The 14,778-nt window shown below is 57.8% G+C and carries 11 protein-coding genes and 1 pseudogene; 7 read left to right on the top strand and 5 right to left on the bottom strand.

The genetic code is table 11. The annotated features are described in order from the left end of the window. Window positions 1-488: 488 nt before the first annotated feature. The 3 genes from mmsB to chvE form a co-directional block, all read right to left on the bottom strand. Complete coding sequence (gene mmsB / locus ACZ25R_RS04490) at window positions 489-1,688, bottom strand: multiple monosaccharide ABC transporter permease (protein ID WP_472460194.1); 1,200 nt, start codon at window positions 1,686-1,688, stop codon at window positions 489-491. Next, the gene (gene mmsA / locus ACZ25R_RS04495; RefSeq protein WP_472460195.1) at window positions 1,685-3,214 is read right to left on the bottom strand and encodes a multiple monosaccharide ABC transporter ATP-binding protein; all 1,530 of its coding nucleotides are present in this window, start codon (window positions 3,212-3,214) and stop codon (window positions 1,685-1,687) included. The genes mmsB and mmsA overlap by 4 nt, the downstream gene beginning before the upstream one ends. A gap of 174 nt (window positions 3,215-3,388) precedes the next feature. After that, entirely contained in the window at window positions 3,389-4,444 is a 1,056-nt protein-coding gene (gene chvE, locus ACZ25R_RS04500; protein WP_288191311.1) for a multiple monosaccharide ABC transporter substrate-binding protein, read from the bottom strand. Between the two features lie 328 nt (window positions 4,445-4,772). On the opposite strand from chvE, the gene araD1 reads away from it, so the two are divergent. Beyond that, entirely contained in the window at window positions 4,773-5,765 is a 993-nt protein-coding gene (gene araD1, locus ACZ25R_RS04505) for an AraD1 family protein (RefSeq protein ID WP_472460196.1), read from the top strand. A gap of 65 nt (window positions 5,766-5,830) precedes the next feature. Further along, the gene (locus ACZ25R_RS04510) at window positions 5,831-6,601 is read left to right on the top strand and encodes an SDR family NAD(P)-dependent oxidoreductase (RefSeq protein ID WP_464663989.1); all 771 of its coding nucleotides are present in this window, start codon (window positions 5,831-5,833) and stop codon (window positions 6,599-6,601) included. A 4-nt stretch (window positions 6,602-6,605) separates the two neighbouring features. Here ACZ25R_RS04510 and ACZ25R_RS04515 read toward each other — a convergent pair whose 3' ends face one another. Both ACZ25R_RS04515 and ACZ25R_RS04520 read right to left on the bottom strand, forming a co-directional pair. After that, window positions 6,606-7,280 carry a FadR/GntR family transcriptional regulator gene (locus tag ACZ25R_RS04515; RefSeq protein WP_105735046.1) on the bottom strand — a complete coding sequence of 225 codons (675 nt, stop codon included), beginning with the start codon at window positions 7,278-7,280 and terminating at the stop codon, window positions 6,606-6,608. A 254-nt stretch (window positions 7,281-7,534) separates the two neighbouring features. Then, entirely contained in the window at window positions 7,535-8,458 is a 924-nt protein-coding gene (locus tag ACZ25R_RS04520) for a helix-turn-helix domain-containing protein (protein WP_472460197.1), read from the bottom strand. 86 nt (window positions 8,459-8,544) lie between these two features. Here ACZ25R_RS04520 and ACZ25R_RS04525 point away from each other — a divergent pair. The 5 genes and pseudogenes from ACZ25R_RS04525 (at window position 8,545) to ACZ25R_RS04545 (ending at window position 14,766) form a co-directional block, all read left to right on the top strand. Further along, window positions 8,545-9,825 (top strand): annotated as a pseudogene (locus tag ACZ25R_RS04525) (ABC transporter substrate-binding protein). Window positions 9,826-9,903: 78 nt separating this feature from the next. Beyond that, window positions 9,904-10,764, top strand: a complete 861-nt coding sequence (locus ACZ25R_RS04530; RefSeq protein ID WP_472460198.1) for a carbohydrate ABC transporter permease — start codon at window positions 9,904-9,906, stop codon at window positions 10,762-10,764. Continuing rightward, window positions 10,761-11,597, top strand: a complete 837-nt coding sequence (locus ACZ25R_RS04535) for a carbohydrate ABC transporter permease (protein WP_472460199.1) — start codon at window positions 10,761-10,763, stop codon at window positions 11,595-11,597. Before ACZ25R_RS04530 ends, ACZ25R_RS04535 begins: the two co-directional genes overlap by 4 nt. A gap of 11 nt (window positions 11,598-11,608) precedes the next feature. Next, a complete protein-coding gene (locus ACZ25R_RS04540) occupies window positions 11,609-12,697 on the top strand; it encodes an ABC transporter ATP-binding protein (protein WP_472460200.1) in 1,089 nt (362 codons plus the stop codon). Window positions 12,698-12,759: 62 nt separating this feature from the next. After that, window positions 12,760-14,766, top strand: coding sequence for an aldo/keto reductase (locus ACZ25R_RS04545; protein WP_472460201.1), 2,007 nt, complete (start codon window positions 12,760-12,762; stop codon window positions 14,764-14,766). The last annotated feature ends 12 nt before the right edge of the window (window positions 14,767-14,778 follow it).

The raw sequence follows: 14,778 nt of genomic DNA on the forward strand, positions 1-14,778 counted from the left end.
GAAAACCAACCGCACGACCACAAGGCCACACCGTCAATCCCTTCGAGGCCCTACTCGAAGGATCGTCACTCGCGCAACAATCCGAAAACCACCAGAGAGCTTCCTTTAGGGCGCATTCAGCAACCGCCAGCGGCGCCCCGCCCTCGTTGTGTCGGTATATAGACCCCACCAACCAAAACTGTCAACACGCCTTTTCCAAAAAAACGCACAAAACAAAACTTTCTCAAATCCTCACAACCAACCCTGGGGATAACTCTTCAGGACACTCACACAGAAGCCAGCAAATACGGGAATTCTGCTCCCGGACAGGGGAAATGTGACAGTTATAATCCGTTAACCATACGCTGTTTTCCGGTCTCCCGGCACGGAAATATCCATTTTTTCCCGCGATGAAGATGATCGGGCCGGCCAAATGAACCGACTCGGGGCGCGAAAACAAACAGCCCGGCTTGAGACCGGGCTGTTGCATTCAGAACAGGGTGGGCGTTTTACCCCTTGTTCTTGTTGTAGACGTCAAACACCACGGCCGCGAGCAGGACCAGTCCCTTGATCACCTGCTGCCAGTCGATGTTGACGCCCATGATCGACATGCCATTGTTCATGACACCCATGATAAAGGCGCCGATGACCGCCCCCATCACCTGCCCGACGCCGCCCATCGCCGACGCGCCGCCGATGAAGACGGCGGCGATCACGTCGAGCTCGAAGCCGAGACCGGCCTTCGGCGTTGCCGTGTTGAGACGAGCGGCAAAGATCAGCCCGGCCAGCGCGGCCAGAACCCCCATATTGACGAAGGTAAGAAAGGTCAGCCGCTCCGTCTTGATGCCGGATAGCTTTGCCGCCTTCTCATTGCCGCCCATGGCGTAGATTCGCCGCCCGACGGTCATGCGTTTCGTCACGAAAACGAACAGGGCGATCAGCAGCGACATGACGATCAGGACATTCGGCAATCCCTTATAGGAGGACAGGAGATAGGTCAGGAACAGGATGATGCCGGCAATGATTAGGTTCTTGGCGGCAAACAGGGCAAACGGCTCGCCCTGATAGCCGTGCTTCTCGCGTTTGGCCCGGCCGCGCAGGCTGAAATAGATCATCAGCGCCACGAGAAGGATGCCGACCAGCATCGAGGTGATGTTGAAACCGGAACCGCCGAAGAAGTCGGGAATGAAACCGGAGCTGAGCAACTGGAACTGCGGCGGGAACGGTCCGACGGACTGGCCGCCAAGAAGCCACAGGGCCAGCCCCTTGAAAACCAGCATCCCCGCCAGGGTCACGATGAAGGACGGTATCTTGTGATAGGCGACCCAATAGCCCTGGGCCGCGCCGATGAGACCGCCCATGATCAGGCACAGAATCGTCGCCGGGATATAATGGATATGCCATTGCACCATCATCACGGCGGCAAGCCCGCCGACAAATCCCGAGACCGACCCTACCGACAGATCGATGTGACCGGCGACAATCACCAGCAGCATGCCGAGGGCCATGATGATGATGTAGCTGTTCTGCAGGACGAGGTTGGTCAGGTTGACCGGACGGAACAGCGTGCCGTTCGTGGTGAACTGGAAGAACAGCATGATCAGGATCAGCGCCAGCACCAGCCCGTATTCACGCAGATTGCCCTTCATGGGCGACCCGTCCGTCTTGGCTTCGGTCTTCGTCGGGGTTGCTGCGGTTTCAACAGTCATGATGTTTTCCCTTCGGCACGGATAATGGCGCGCATGATCTTTTCCTGGCTTGCTTCCTTGGCTGGCATTTCGCCGACGATCCTTCCCTGGTTCATCACATAGATCCGGTCACAGACGCCGAGCAGCTCCGGCATTTCCGACGAGATCATGAGCACGCTTTTGCCCTCGCTCACCAGCTGGTTGATGATGGAATAGATTTCATATTTTGCCCCGACGTCGATCCCGCGGGTCGGCTCGTCCAGCATCAGCAGGTCCGGATTGGCAAAAAGCCATTTCGACAGGACAACCTTCTGCTGGTTGCCGCCGGAAAGGTTGCCGGTTTTCTGATAGATGCTGGATGAGCGGATATTGGTCTTGCGGCGGTATTCGTTGGCCACCTTCAATTCCGCCATATCGTCCAGCACACCGCCATGCGAGACACCGTCAAGGTTGACGATGGTGGTGTTATGCTTGATGTGGTCGATCAGATTGAGCCCATAGGTCTTGCGATCTTCCGTGACATAGGCAATGCCGTTTTCGACAGCCTTGCCGATGGTCGAGACATCCACCTTCCTGCCCTTGATGAAAACCTCGCCGCTGATCTTGCGGCCATAGGCCTTGCCGAAGACACTCATGGCAAATTCGGTGCGCCCTGCCCCCATCAGCCCGGCGATCCCCACGACCTCGCCCTTGCGAACGTTGAGATTGATACCGTTGATGACGGTCCGGTCGCTGTGAACGTGATGGTGAACCACCCAGTCCTTCACTTCAAAGACGACGTCGCCAATATCCGGCTCGCGCTGGGGAAAGCGATCCGCCAGCTGGCGGCCGACCATGGAGGTCACGATCCGGTCCTCGGAGATCGCGTCCTTGTCCAGCGTTTCGATCGTTGCTCCGTCGCGCAGCACGGTGATGCGGTCGGCAACCTTGCCGACTTCGTTCAGCTTGTGGGAAATCAGGATCGACGAAATACCTTGCGCCTTGAATTCCAGCAGCAGTTCAAGCAGTGCGTCGCTGTCCTTTTCATTGAGACTCGCCGTCGGCTCATCGAGAATGAGCAGTTCGACCTCTTTCGACAGGGCCTTGGCGATTTCCACCAGCTGCTGCTTGCCGACGCCCAGATTGGTGATCAGCGTCTGCGGATCTTCGCGCAGGCCGACCTTCTTGAGCAGCGCACGCGTGCGGGTTTCCGCAGCATGCCAGTCGATAATGCCGAACTTTGCCGGTTCATTGCCCAGGAAGATGTTCTCGGCAATGGACAGAAGCGGCACAAGGGCCAGCTCCTGATGAATGATGATGATGCCTTTCGCTTCACTGTCACCGATATCGCGAAAGTGCTGTTCCTGCCCATTATAGTGAATGTCACCCTCATAGCTGCCATGCGGATAGACACCGCTCAACACTTTCATGAGGGTTGATTTTCCCGCACCGTTCTCGCCGACGAGCGCGTGAATCTCGCCCTTGCGGACATTCAGATTGACATTGTTGAGCGCTTTCACCCCGGGAAAGGTTTTGGTGATATTGCGCATTTCGAGGATAGTATCCATGCAGATCCTCATCGACGCCTGCGAGCAGCACTATAGGCTCAGATGGCGTTTCTCTTGGCAAACTTATAAAAACCCAGCGGTCGCGCACCAGCGGAACATTCCTGGCAGGCATCACGACCGGCGTAACAACAAACCCTGCGCAATGATGCGCAGGGTTTGCCGGATATCCAAGACTTATTTGATCTGGGCTTCGGTGTAATAACCGCCGCCAATCAGGATTTCCTTCCAGTTGGTCTTGTCCACTTCCACCGGCTTCAGGAGATAGGACGGAACAACCTTGACACCATTGTTGTAGGTCTTGGTGTCGTTGATCTCCGGCTGCTCGCCCTTCAGCACCTTGTCGATGACATTCGACGTCACCTTGGCCAGTTCACGCGTATCCTTGTAGATCGTGGAATACTGTTCGCCGGCGATGATCGACTTCACCGAGGGAACTTCGGCATCCTGCCCGGAAACAAACGGGAACGGCTGGTCCTTGGTGCCGTAACCGACGCCGCGCAGCGACGACAGGATACCGATCGACAGGCCATCATAGGGCGACAGAACGGCGTTGACCTTCTTGTCCGTATAATAGGCGGAAAGGAGATTATCCATGCGGGCCTGGGCGACCGCGCCATCCCAGCGCAACGTACCGACTTTGTCCATGCCGGTCTGGCCGGACTGGACGACGAGCTTGCCGCTGTCGATCAGAGGCTGAAGCACGGACATCGCGCCATTGTAGAAGAAGAAGGCGTTGTTATCGTCGGGCGAGCCGCCGAACAGTTCGATGTTGAACGGGCCCTTTGCTTCGGGAAGACCGAGCGCCTTCACGAGCGATCCGGCCTGGAGTACACCAACCTGAAAATTGTCAAATGTCGTGTAGTAGTCGACATTGCCGGAATCGCGGATCAGGCGGTCATAGGAAATGACTTTGATATTCGCATCATGCGCCTGCTGCAGCACATTGGACAGCGTGGTGCCGTCAATGGCCGCGATGACCAGAACCTTCACGCCCTTGGTGACCATGTTTTCGATCTGGGCAAGCTGGTTCGGAATGTCATCTTCCGCATATTGCAGGTCGGTGGTGTAGCCGCGTTCCTTCAGCGCCTTCACCATATTGTCTCCGTCAGCAATCCAGCGTGCGGAGGATTTCGTCGGCATCGAGATGCCAACGGCGCCCTTGTCCTGAGCAAAACCCTGCGTACCCATCGCAGAAAGCGCGATCAGGCCTGCAGCAACCATCTTAAACATTTTCACTGGTATCCTCCCAATTTCCCTAATGGACGCTATTTTAGTCGAGCATGTTTTCCGGGTGGAATCGTCTTCGTATCAGCCTCCAGCTCCTCCCAGAGCACGATCCTTGCAACACTTATCTCAAAAGTATGACTTTTGGAATAGTCCTTTCGAACCACAACAAAAAGTCTTTCCCGGCGGGCCACCAGCGCAATCAGAAAACCGAACTCGCAACCGTTTACATCGATATAATACTATTATAGTATTTTTCAAAAATCACTCGCTAAAAGTCAAGAATGAAGTGAAGCTGCCTTGCTTCGCACGATAATTCCCCGGGAGGACAGACGTGAATTTGGTTCAATTGCTCAATGCCAATGGGAAGCGGCAGGTTGCCGCGCGGGTGGATGATACGTTCCGGCACGTGAAGCGGACCCGGTCGATTCTCGAACTCGCGCACGCGGCCATTGAAGCCAAGACATCCCTCTCCAGGATCGTCGAAGAGCGCGGGCTGGGCAAAGTGCTCGACATTGAGGCCGCCTATGCCGAAGGGCGGTTGCTGTCGCCCATCGATACGCACGATCCGGCCCACATCCATCTGACGGGAACGGGCCTGACCCATCTTGGATCCGCAGCGACGCGCGATGCCATGCACCGCAAGATCGACGATGCCAAGGAAGAGACCCTGACCGATTCGATGAAGATGTTCCGCATGGGCCTTGAAGGCGGCAAACCCAAGAAGGGACAGACCGGCGTACAGCCGGAATGGTTCTACAAGGGCAATGGCACGATGCTCACCGGGCCGGGGCAGCCGCTTTTGTCTCCAGCCTTTGCCGAAGACGCCGGCGAAGAACCGGAGATTGCCGGTATCTATGTGATCGGTTCCGACGGCACGCCGTTCCGCATCGGCTTTGCACTAGCCAATGAATTCTCCGACCATGTCACCGAGCGTGTTAATTATCTCTTTCTGGCTCACTCCAAACTGCGCCCCTGCTCCCTGGGACCGGAGTTGATCGTGGGGGATCTGCCGGCCGACATCCGCGGCAGTTCGCGTATCCTGCGCAAGGGCAAGACGATCTGGGAAAAGCCGTTTCTGTCCGGAGAAGACAACATGTCCCACACGATTGCCAATCTCGAACATCATCATTTCAAATATCCCGTTTTCCGCCAGCCCGGCGATGTCCATGTCCACATGTTCGGAACCGCAACACTGTCCTTCGCCGACGGCATCAAGACAGAGAATGGCGACGTTTTTGAAATCGAAGCGCCCGCCTTCGGCTTGCCCTTGCGCAATCCGCTGAAAATACAAAAGCCGGTAAAGGTGAAAGTGGCTACACTTTAAGGTGCAAAACTGCCAGACAGGTCCGCACGCCCTGCCCGCAACAATAATCGGTACAGATGATGACAATGACGCCGTCCGTTTTCGCACGCTATCCCGGCCTGTCCGGCAAGCCAGTTTTCATTTCCGGCGGTGCAACGGGTATCGGCGAAATGATCGTCCGTGCCTTTGCGGCGGAAGGCGCCAGGGTGGGGTTTGTTGATCTTGCCGAGGCGGAAGGCAGAAATCTTGCTGAAGAACTGAATGCTTCAGGTGGCAACGTGACGTTTCGCGCCGCCGACGTGACGGATATCGGTGCCTATCAAAGAACAATCCGCGAAATCGAGAAGATCCAAGGCGCGACAACGGTTCTCGTGAACAATGCCGCCAATGACACACGCCATGACTGGCGCGAGGTGACACCGGAGTATTTCGACCAGCGCATTGCGGTGAATCTGCGCCACATGTTTTTCGCCATCCAGGCCGTTGCGCCGGCAATGATTGCCGCCGGCGGCGGTTCCATCATCAACTTCGGCTCCGTCGGCTGGATGATGGCATCGGGAGGATATCCCGGCTATGCCTCTGCCAAGTCGGCCGTCCATGGCCTCACCCGCTCCTTTGCCCGCGATCTCGGCAAACACGCCATCCGCGTCAACACGCTGGTGCCGGGCTGGGTGATGACCCAGCGCCAGCTCGATCTGTGGGTCGACGATGCGGCCAATGAATTGATCGACCGCAGCCAATGCCTGGCTGGGCGGGTCATGCCCGACGATATCGCCCGGATGGCGCTGTTCCTCGCATCGGATGATTCCAGAATGTGCTCCGCCCAGAACTTCATCGTCGACGGCGGATGGGTCTAAGGCTCTAGTCAGTGCCCGAGGCTGCGAGGACGCGTTCGGCACCATCCTGAATGACGCCGCGCATGGCTTCCTTGGCAGCCGCAACGTCCCGGTCCCTGATGGCATCGGCGATGGCCCTGTGCCGTGCAACCGAATGCATGTGGCGCTCGGTGTTGGGTATGGGCGAGCTGATGGTGAACGTTGTCACCAGCGCCACCTCGATCAGGGCACTGATCGAGCGCATGAACGGATTGCCGGAGGCTTCCGCGATGGCAATGTGGAACTGCAGGTCGCTATGGACAAAGTGTGCGGGCGATTCCCGCGTGCTGCCCATCTCTTCAACCCATTCGTAGAGCTTGGCAAGCTGCGCTTCCGTGCGCCGCAATGCGGCGAGACCCGCAGCTTCCGGCTCCAGCGCCAGGCGCATTTCCACGATGCTCGACAGGAAGGCGGCGCTGGCACCGGCCTCGAAATGCCAGACGAGAATATCCGGATCGAAAAGGTTCCAGTTGGAGCGCTCCAGCACGCGGGTGCCGATCTTGGCCTTGGGCTGGATAAGGCCTTTCGCCGCCAAGGTCTTCAACGCCTCGCGCAGAACGGTGCGCGACACGCCAAAGCGCTCGAGCAGTTCCGCGTCCCCCGGCAGAATGCTGTTCTCGGGATAGGACCCGTTGACGATCCGCAGGCCAAGATCGCGCATGACGTGGCCGTGATGCGTACGCGAATGACCCGCCGTACGAAAATCATAATTGCTGAGTTCGTTTTCGACCAATTGTATCCCTGTGACTGGCGATTTGCTTCTTGACGCTGAAGCAAATATTGATCGGCTCCACGCGCTTCGCGGACGCAGCCTGCTTCGCCAGTTCCTCCCTGACCACTATTTATAATATTATATGATCAATAACAATTCTCAATCTGAACAACGCGCAAATCCGCTGCCGCTTGCCATGGGCGCTACCCTTGAAATCCAGCCGTCACGCCGGTCAATTGCCCTCCGCTGCGCAGATCACGCCGGAAGTCCGATGGGGACATGCCGGCAATATTGCGGAACGACTTGTTGAAGGCGCTGAGCGAGCCAAACCCGCTGTCCATCGCGACCTGCAGCACATTCGCCCTGTCCTGCAGCAGCATGGCCTGCGCGTAGGACAGCCTGAGAAGGCTCACATAATTGTTCAATGTCATGCCAGTCGATTTCTTGAACACGCTCATCGCATATTTGGGATGAAGCCCCGCCGACGTGGCTATGTCGATCGAGTCGATATCCTGTAGAAAGTTGCCTGCTATAAAATCACACATTCGCGCAACCACCCTGGACGACTGCTGACTGGATTGCTCACCAGCAGACATATTCGGGCAATCAGGCACCAGGCTATAAGGCTCGAAGCCAATGCGTTCGATCCGCAGAAGCAGTTCATTGACCGCATGTTCCGCCTTCACCGGATCGCCTGATCGGGCATAGGCGTACCATCGCGTAAAGTTTTCCCTGTCGGCCGCATCGGTTGCGGCGGTGACAAGGGTCGCTCCCTGCATCAACCGGCTTGGCACGCTCTCCGGCAGACGCATGCGAAAGAAATGCACGAGCGGCAGATGCGCACCCGCGTAAATCGAATCGTCGGAGGATTCGTCCATCCGGTGCGGCTGACCGCCCCAGAACAGGCACATGTCGCCCGCATTGAGGCGGATTTTGTGATCCTTCATCCGGTAGTGCACGGAACCGCGAATGACGTAGTTGACCTCGACCTGTGCGTGCCAATGCGGCATGGCCATGACCAGCGGGTGATTGTGAAACATTTGCAGGGCGGTTGGCAGACCTTCGACACTGCTCGCCCCCGGCTGATAGATCGGCCTTTCTCCCATCTTACTTTCCGCCCAATTCATGTTCCCTTTATGAGAGACAGGCGCTCCCTTGCCGCTAGTGTAGCCATGTTCGCAAAGATCGGGCAATTGAAAAGGGAGGATTTTCAATGAGCTTCAAATTTCTTGGCGCGACAGCACTTGTCGCAGCATTGGGCATGGGTTCGGCGACCGCTTCGGCCCAGCCAACCGAAATTACCATCTGGAGCTGGGATATCGCGGCTTCGTCCCTGAAAGCATCGCTGGAAGGCTTCAACAAGCAGTTTCCGGATATAAAGGTGAATGTTCAGGATCTAGGCAATAACCAGGTCTTCGAGAAGACGCTCGCTGCCTGTGCTGCGGGCGGGGATGGCCTGCCGGACGTCGTCACCATCGAGAACTACAAGGCCGAGATTTTCTGGAACCGTTTTCCCGATTGCTTCACCAATCTGAAGGAACTCGGCTACACCAGCGACATACAAGCCAAATTCCCGGATTTCAAACGCACCGAGCTGGAAGCCGGCGATGTCCCCTATGCCATGCCCTGGGACTCCGGTCCCGTCGCCGTTTTTTACCGGCGCGACTATTACGAAAAGGCTGGCGTGGATCCCAAGAGCATAACGACTTGGGATGATTTCATTGCCGCTGGCAAGAAAATTGCCGCTGCCAACCCCAGCGTTGTCATGGCTCAGGCGGACTTCAACGGCGACAGCGAATGGTTCCGTATGATCTCCAATGAACAGGGTTGCGGCTTCTTTTCCGCCGATGGCCAGACCATCACGATCAACCAGCCCGCATGCATTGCCACGCTGGAGAAGATCAAGCAGATGAAGGACGCAGGTACGCTCACGGCAGCCAATTGGGACGAAAAGGTTCAGGCCAATACCGCGGGTACCGTCGCGAGCCAGCTCTATGGCGGCTAGTATGAGGGTACCATCCGCACCAACTCTCCCAAACTTGCGGGCAAATGGGGCGTCTACCTCATGCCAAGTCTTACGCTCAACGGGCCCCATGCGGCCAATGTCGGCGGTTCGTCATTGGCAATCAGCAGCGGCTCGCCGAACAAGGCAGCGGCCTGGACCTATCTGAACTACGTCCTCGGCACCGATGAGGGACAGATCACCATGCTCAAGAACTTCGGTCTTGTACCCTCGCTGCTCGGTGCCGAGAAGCAGCCCTTCGTGTCTGAAGCACAGCCCTATTGGGGCGGGCAGGCCATCTGGACCGATATTCTTGGCACATTGCCAAGGATCGTGGCCGGTCGCGGCACCGCATTTCAAGGTGATGCAAACGGCATCTACAAGGCAACCCAGACCAAATATTTTGCAGGAGGATATCCCGACGCAAAGGCTGCGCTCGATGATGCAGCAAACCAGATCGCATCGGCAACAGGACTGCCAATCGCTCAATGAGCTCAGTGCCGGACAGGAGTGGGAGCGCCTGTCCGGCATTCCGTTGGAAGACCTGACTATCGCCGTGGAGGACAATCGATGCAGTTGCGCAACCGGGCCGCCTATGGGTTCCTTGCCCCCTATCTCATGGTTTTTACGGCCTTCTGGATATGGCCGATCATCAGTTCATTTGTGATGTCGTTTCAGAACACCCGTGTGAATCCCTGGGTTTTCAGTTTTGGCGCCAATTGGGGCCGTCTGTTCAACGATCCCGCCTTCTATAATGCACTGAAGAACACGATGATCATCCTGATCATTCAGGTTCCCGTGATGATCACGCTGGCGACAGTCATGGCAGTGCTGCTCAATTCCCCACTCCTGAGAGCACGCGGCCTTTTCCGCTTTGCCTTCTTCGCACCCATCGTGGTCGGTGAAGTCGCCTACGCCGCCGTGTTCCGTCTCATGTTCAATCTTGATTTCGGTGTCATCAACAAGCTGCTGAACAGTGTCGGCATAGCTTCCATTTCATGGTTTGCGGACGCCCCCGCGGCCATGGCGCTTCTTATCATCGCTGTGACCTGGCGTTGGGCCGGATACAATGCGATCATCATACTGGCGGGGCTCCAATCCATCCCCGGCGATGTCTACGAAGCGGCAACGCTGGACCGCGTGAGCAAGCTCCGGCAGTTCATCCACATCACCCTGCCGCTTCTGAAACCCATCATCCTGTTCTGCGTGATCCTGTCGATCATCGGATCGATGCAGCTTTTCACCGAGCCGTTCCTCATCACCAATCGCGGCGGTCCCGGCGGCGGAACGGAGACCCTGGGGCTGTTCCTCTACCGGCAAGGCATTACCTCGCTGAACTTCGGCTACGCTTCGGCGATCGCCTACACCATGGCCGCACTGGCAGTGCTGATTTCGCTGCTCAATCTTTGGATCGGGAGGGACGAGAAATGAAGTCGCAGTCACGCTCGGCCCTGGTCCGCTCGCTGGCACTGCATGGCGTCCTTATCCCGCTGGCGATCATCTGGCTGTTTCCGCTCTGGATGATGTTCGTGTTCGCGACCATGCCGGACTACGGCATTTTCAGCCCGCAGATCGAACTTCTCCCATCCACGCATTTCCTGGAGAATTTCAGCAACCTGCAGGCGGATACGGATTTCATCCGCGCCCTGACAATCTCCATCGGCGTCGCGATCGTCTACACCGTCCTGTCGGTCCTGCTCACCTCCATGGTGGGCTGGGCCCTCGCCCGTTACCAATTCGTCGGCAAGTCCCTGGTCATCGCGATCATTCTCGGCACGATCACCCTGCCCTATTTCGTCGTGGTGATCCCGCAGTTCATCCTGGTGGCGCGCGAATTCAAACTGGCGAACACATGGATTGCGCTCATCGTCCCGCCGCTCTTCAATTCGCTGGGTGTGCTGTTCATGCGGCAGGCCTTTTCCATGATGCCGGCTGAACTCTTCGATGCCGCGCAGGTGGAAGGGGTCAAGGAATGGCAAATTTTCCTGCGCATTGCCCTGCCGCTTGCCAGGCCGACCATGGCGGCGCTCGCGATCATTCTCTTTCTCGCATCCTGGAACAATTATCTCTGGCCGCTGCTGATCAATTCCCGGCCGGGCATGCTGACCGCTCCGGTTGCGCTCGGAACATTGATCGGTCTCACCAAGGTGTCGTGGGGCGGTATCATGGCCGGCGCCGTCATGCTCACGGCACCGATCCTCGTCATTTTCATTCTTCTGCAGCGCCACTTCATCGCCGGTATCGCCGCTGGCGCCATCAAATAGGGAAACGCCGCATGGCCGAACTTTCACTCAGGAATGTCGTCAAACGTTTCGGTTCCTACGAGATCATCCGCAACGCCTGCCTCGATGTGGCCGATGGCGAGTTCGTCGTCTTCGTCGGTCCCTCCGGATGTGGCAAGTCCACGCTCTTGCGCATGATTGCCGGTCTCGAGCACATAACCAACGGCGAAATCCATATCGGTGATACGCTGGTCAATGACGTCGAGCCTGCCGACCGCGGCATTGCCATGGTGTTCCAGTCCTATGCGTTGTACCCGCACATGACCGTCGAGCAGAATCTCGCCTTCGGCCTGCGCATGACCGGCAACCCGAAAGCCGATACGGAGCGCCGGGTTCAGCGGGTGGCTGACATTCTTCAGATCAGGGAGCTCATGCAGCGCCGCCCCAAGCAGCTGTCAGGCGGACAGCGCCAGCGCGTTGCCATTGGCCGCGCCATCGTTCGCGAACCGCGGGTTTTCCTGTTCGATGAACCGCTCTCCAACCTCGATGCGGAGCTGCGGGTGCAGATGCGCGTCGAGATTTCCCGCCTGCACAAGGAACTCGGCACGACCATGATCTACGTGACTCACGACCAGACCGAAGCCATGACCCTGGCCGACAAGATCGTGGTGCTGCGGGGCGGTAATATCGAACAGATTGGCGCACCGCTCGATCTCTACGATAATCCTGCCAACCAGTTCGTCGCCGGTTTTGTTGGCTCACCCAAAATGAACTTTATGAGCGCCGAGGTTGTTGCGGCGGATCCTGACAGCATCACCATCACCCTCGTGAATCAGGGCAAAATCCGTCTCACCCTGCCCATGAACAATCCGCCACCGGCACTTGGTGAGAAAGTGACGCTTGGCGTGCGTCCCGAGCATTTCGCCAAGGCGGGTCAGGGGGATGCCGACATGACCGTCACGGTGGATGTTGCCGAACATCTCGGCAACACCAGTTACATCTACGCCAACGTCGCCGGCGGGGAACAGCTGATCATCGAGCGTGAGGAATCGCGCAATGCACTCAAGACCGACACCCTGACCATCGCCATTAAATCCAGCCACGCCCTGCTGTTCGACAAAGCGGGAAACAGGCTTCGATAAACCGGACTTCGCCTTTCCAGCCACGCTCCCGGTGGCCACAACGCACCCAAAGAGGACATAGCATGACTGACACAGCATCCATTCGCTGGGGCATTATCGGCCCCGGCACCATCGCCCGCACCTTTGCCGATGGCATTGCCCATTCGGCAACGGGAAAGCTCATCGCCATTGCCTCGCGCAATCCGGACAAGCCGGAACTCGCAACCCAGTTTCCCGGCGCCCGCATCGTCAACGGCTATGATGCCTTGCTGCGTGACCCCGAGATCGACGCGGTTTACATCGCAACGCCGCACACCGGCCATGCCGAATGGGCAATCAAGGCCATCCGCGCCGGCAAGCATGTGCTCGTGGAAAAGCCGATTGCGCTCAGCGCCTATGATGCGGATGCGATCTTCCACGAAGCCCGCAAGGCCGGGGTCTTCGCCGGTGAAGCCTTCATGTACCGGGTTCACCCGCAAACCGCCAAGCTGATCGAGCTCATCAAAAGCGGCGTCATCGGCGATATCCGTATCATCCGGTCAAGTTTCGGCTTCAACATGGGCAGCGTCAGGCCGGATCATCGCCTCTTTGCCAACGACACCGCAGGTGGTGGTATTCTCGACGTCGGCTGCTATCCCGTTTCCATGGTTCGGCTGATTGCGGGCAGCGTCGAAGGCAAACCATTTCTCGAACCAGACTTTGTCTCCGGTGCTGGTCATCTTGGCCAGACAGGCGTCGACGAATGGGCGTCGGCGCTGCTTAAATTCCCGAACGGTATCGTCGCCGAAGTCTCCTGCTCGATCATGGCGGAACAGGACAATACCCTTCGTATCATCGGCGCACGGGGTCGCATCGAGGTTGGGGATTTCTGGTATGCCTCCGGCCAACAGGGCGGTACAGGCAAGATCGAGATTTTCCGGCCCGGCGGCGTACATGAAACCGTCGAGGTGAAGGAGAACCGCTGGCTCTATGCCTTCGAGGTGGACGCGGCGGGCAGCGCCATCCGCGAAAAACGGCAGGAATTTGCGGCACCCGGCATGAGCTGGACAGACTCGCTCGGCAATCTGCGGGTGCTGGATCAATGGCGCGCCGCAATCGGACTCGAGTACAGCATTGAAAAGGCGGCGAAGCGGACAAGGACGATCTCCGGTGCCAAGCCGGTGCCCGGCAAGAGTGTACCCAAAAGGGCAATCCCCGGTCTTACAAAACCCGCTTCCTCCGTGGCGCTGGGATTTGAGTTCTTTCCGAATTTCGCCGCCGGTTCCCTCACCTTGGATGCCTATTACGAGGCGGGCGGCAATCTGTTCGATACGGCCTATATCTATGCCGGGGGAAAGACTGAGGAAATCTTCGGCGACTGGCACACCAGCCGTTCCGTTCCCCGTGAGGACATTGTCCTCATCGGCAAGGGAGCCCATTCGCCGCTCTGCTATCCCGATGCCATCGGCAAACAGCTCTCGCGGTCACTTGACCGCTTGAAGACCGATCATGTCGACGTCTATTCCATGCACCGCGACAATCCCGATATCCCCGTCGGCGAATTTGTCGACGCCATGGATGCGGAAGTTAAGGCGGGCCGGATTCGCGGCCCGTTCGGCGGGTCGAACTGGACGCAGGAGCGGATGGACGAGGCCATTGCCTATGCGGTGAAGAACGGCAAGACGGCGCCCGGTGCCCTGTCGAACAATTTCTCGCTCGCCGAAATGCTGGACCCGATCTGGGCGGGTTGCGTCGCAGCCTCGGATGAGGATTGGAAAAGGTGGCTGAACACGAAGCAGATGCCGAACTTTGCCTGGTCAAGCCAGGGCCGCGGCTTCTTTACCGATCGCGCCGGCCGTGACAAGCGGGACGATGAGGAACTGGTCCGCGTCTGGTATTCCGACAGAAACTTTGGCCGGCGTGACCGGGCGATCGAACTGGCAGGTAAACTCGGCCGCAGTCCCATTCACGTGGCGCTGGCCTATGTGCTGGCCCAGCCCTTCCCCGTCATTCCGCTCATTGGGCCACGCACCCTCGGCGAGCTTGAAGACAGCCTTTCCGCACTCGATATCAATCTGACCCCGGATCAGGTGAAATGGCTGGAAGGCTAGGCGTGGATGTGG

Source organism: Phyllobacterium sp. RCAM01083 (genome assembly GCF_055685835.1).

Coding starts and splice junctions, on each gene's coding strand:
- mmsB (WP_472460194.1), bottom strand. CDS start 1,688: ATGACTGTTGAAACCGCAGCAACCCCGACGAAGACCGAAGCCAAGACG.
- mmsA (WP_472460195.1), bottom strand. CDS start 3,214: ATGGATACTATCCTCGAAATGCGCAATATCACCAAAACCTTTCCCGGG.
- chvE (WP_288191311.1), bottom strand. CDS start 4,444: ATGTTTAAGATGGTTGCTGCAGGCCTGATCGCGCTTTCTGCGATGGGT.
- ACZ25R_RS04510 (WP_464663989.1), top strand. CDS start 5,831: ATGACGCCGTCCGTTTTCGCACGCTATCCCGGCCTGTCCGGCAAGCCA.
- ACZ25R_RS04515 (WP_105735046.1), bottom strand. CDS start 7,280: ATGCGCGATCTTGGCCTGCGGATCGTCAACGGGTCCTATCCCGAGAAC.
- ACZ25R_RS04520 (WP_472460197.1), bottom strand. CDS start 8,458: ATGAATTGGGCGGAAAGTAAGATGGGAGAAAGGCCGATCTATCAGCCG.
- ACZ25R_RS04530 (WP_472460198.1), top strand. CDS start 9,904: ATGCAGTTGCGCAACCGGGCCGCCTATGGGTTCCTTGCCCCCTATCTC.
- ACZ25R_RS04535 (WP_472460199.1), top strand. CDS start 10,761: ATGAAGTCGCAGTCACGCTCGGCCCTGGTCCGCTCGCTGGCACTGCAT.
- ACZ25R_RS04540 (WP_472460200.1), top strand. CDS start 11,609: ATGGCCGAACTTTCACTCAGGAATGTCGTCAAACGTTTCGGTTCCTAC.
- ACZ25R_RS04545 (WP_472460201.1), top strand. CDS start 12,760: ATGACTGACACAGCATCCATTCGCTGGGGCATTATCGGCCCCGGCACC.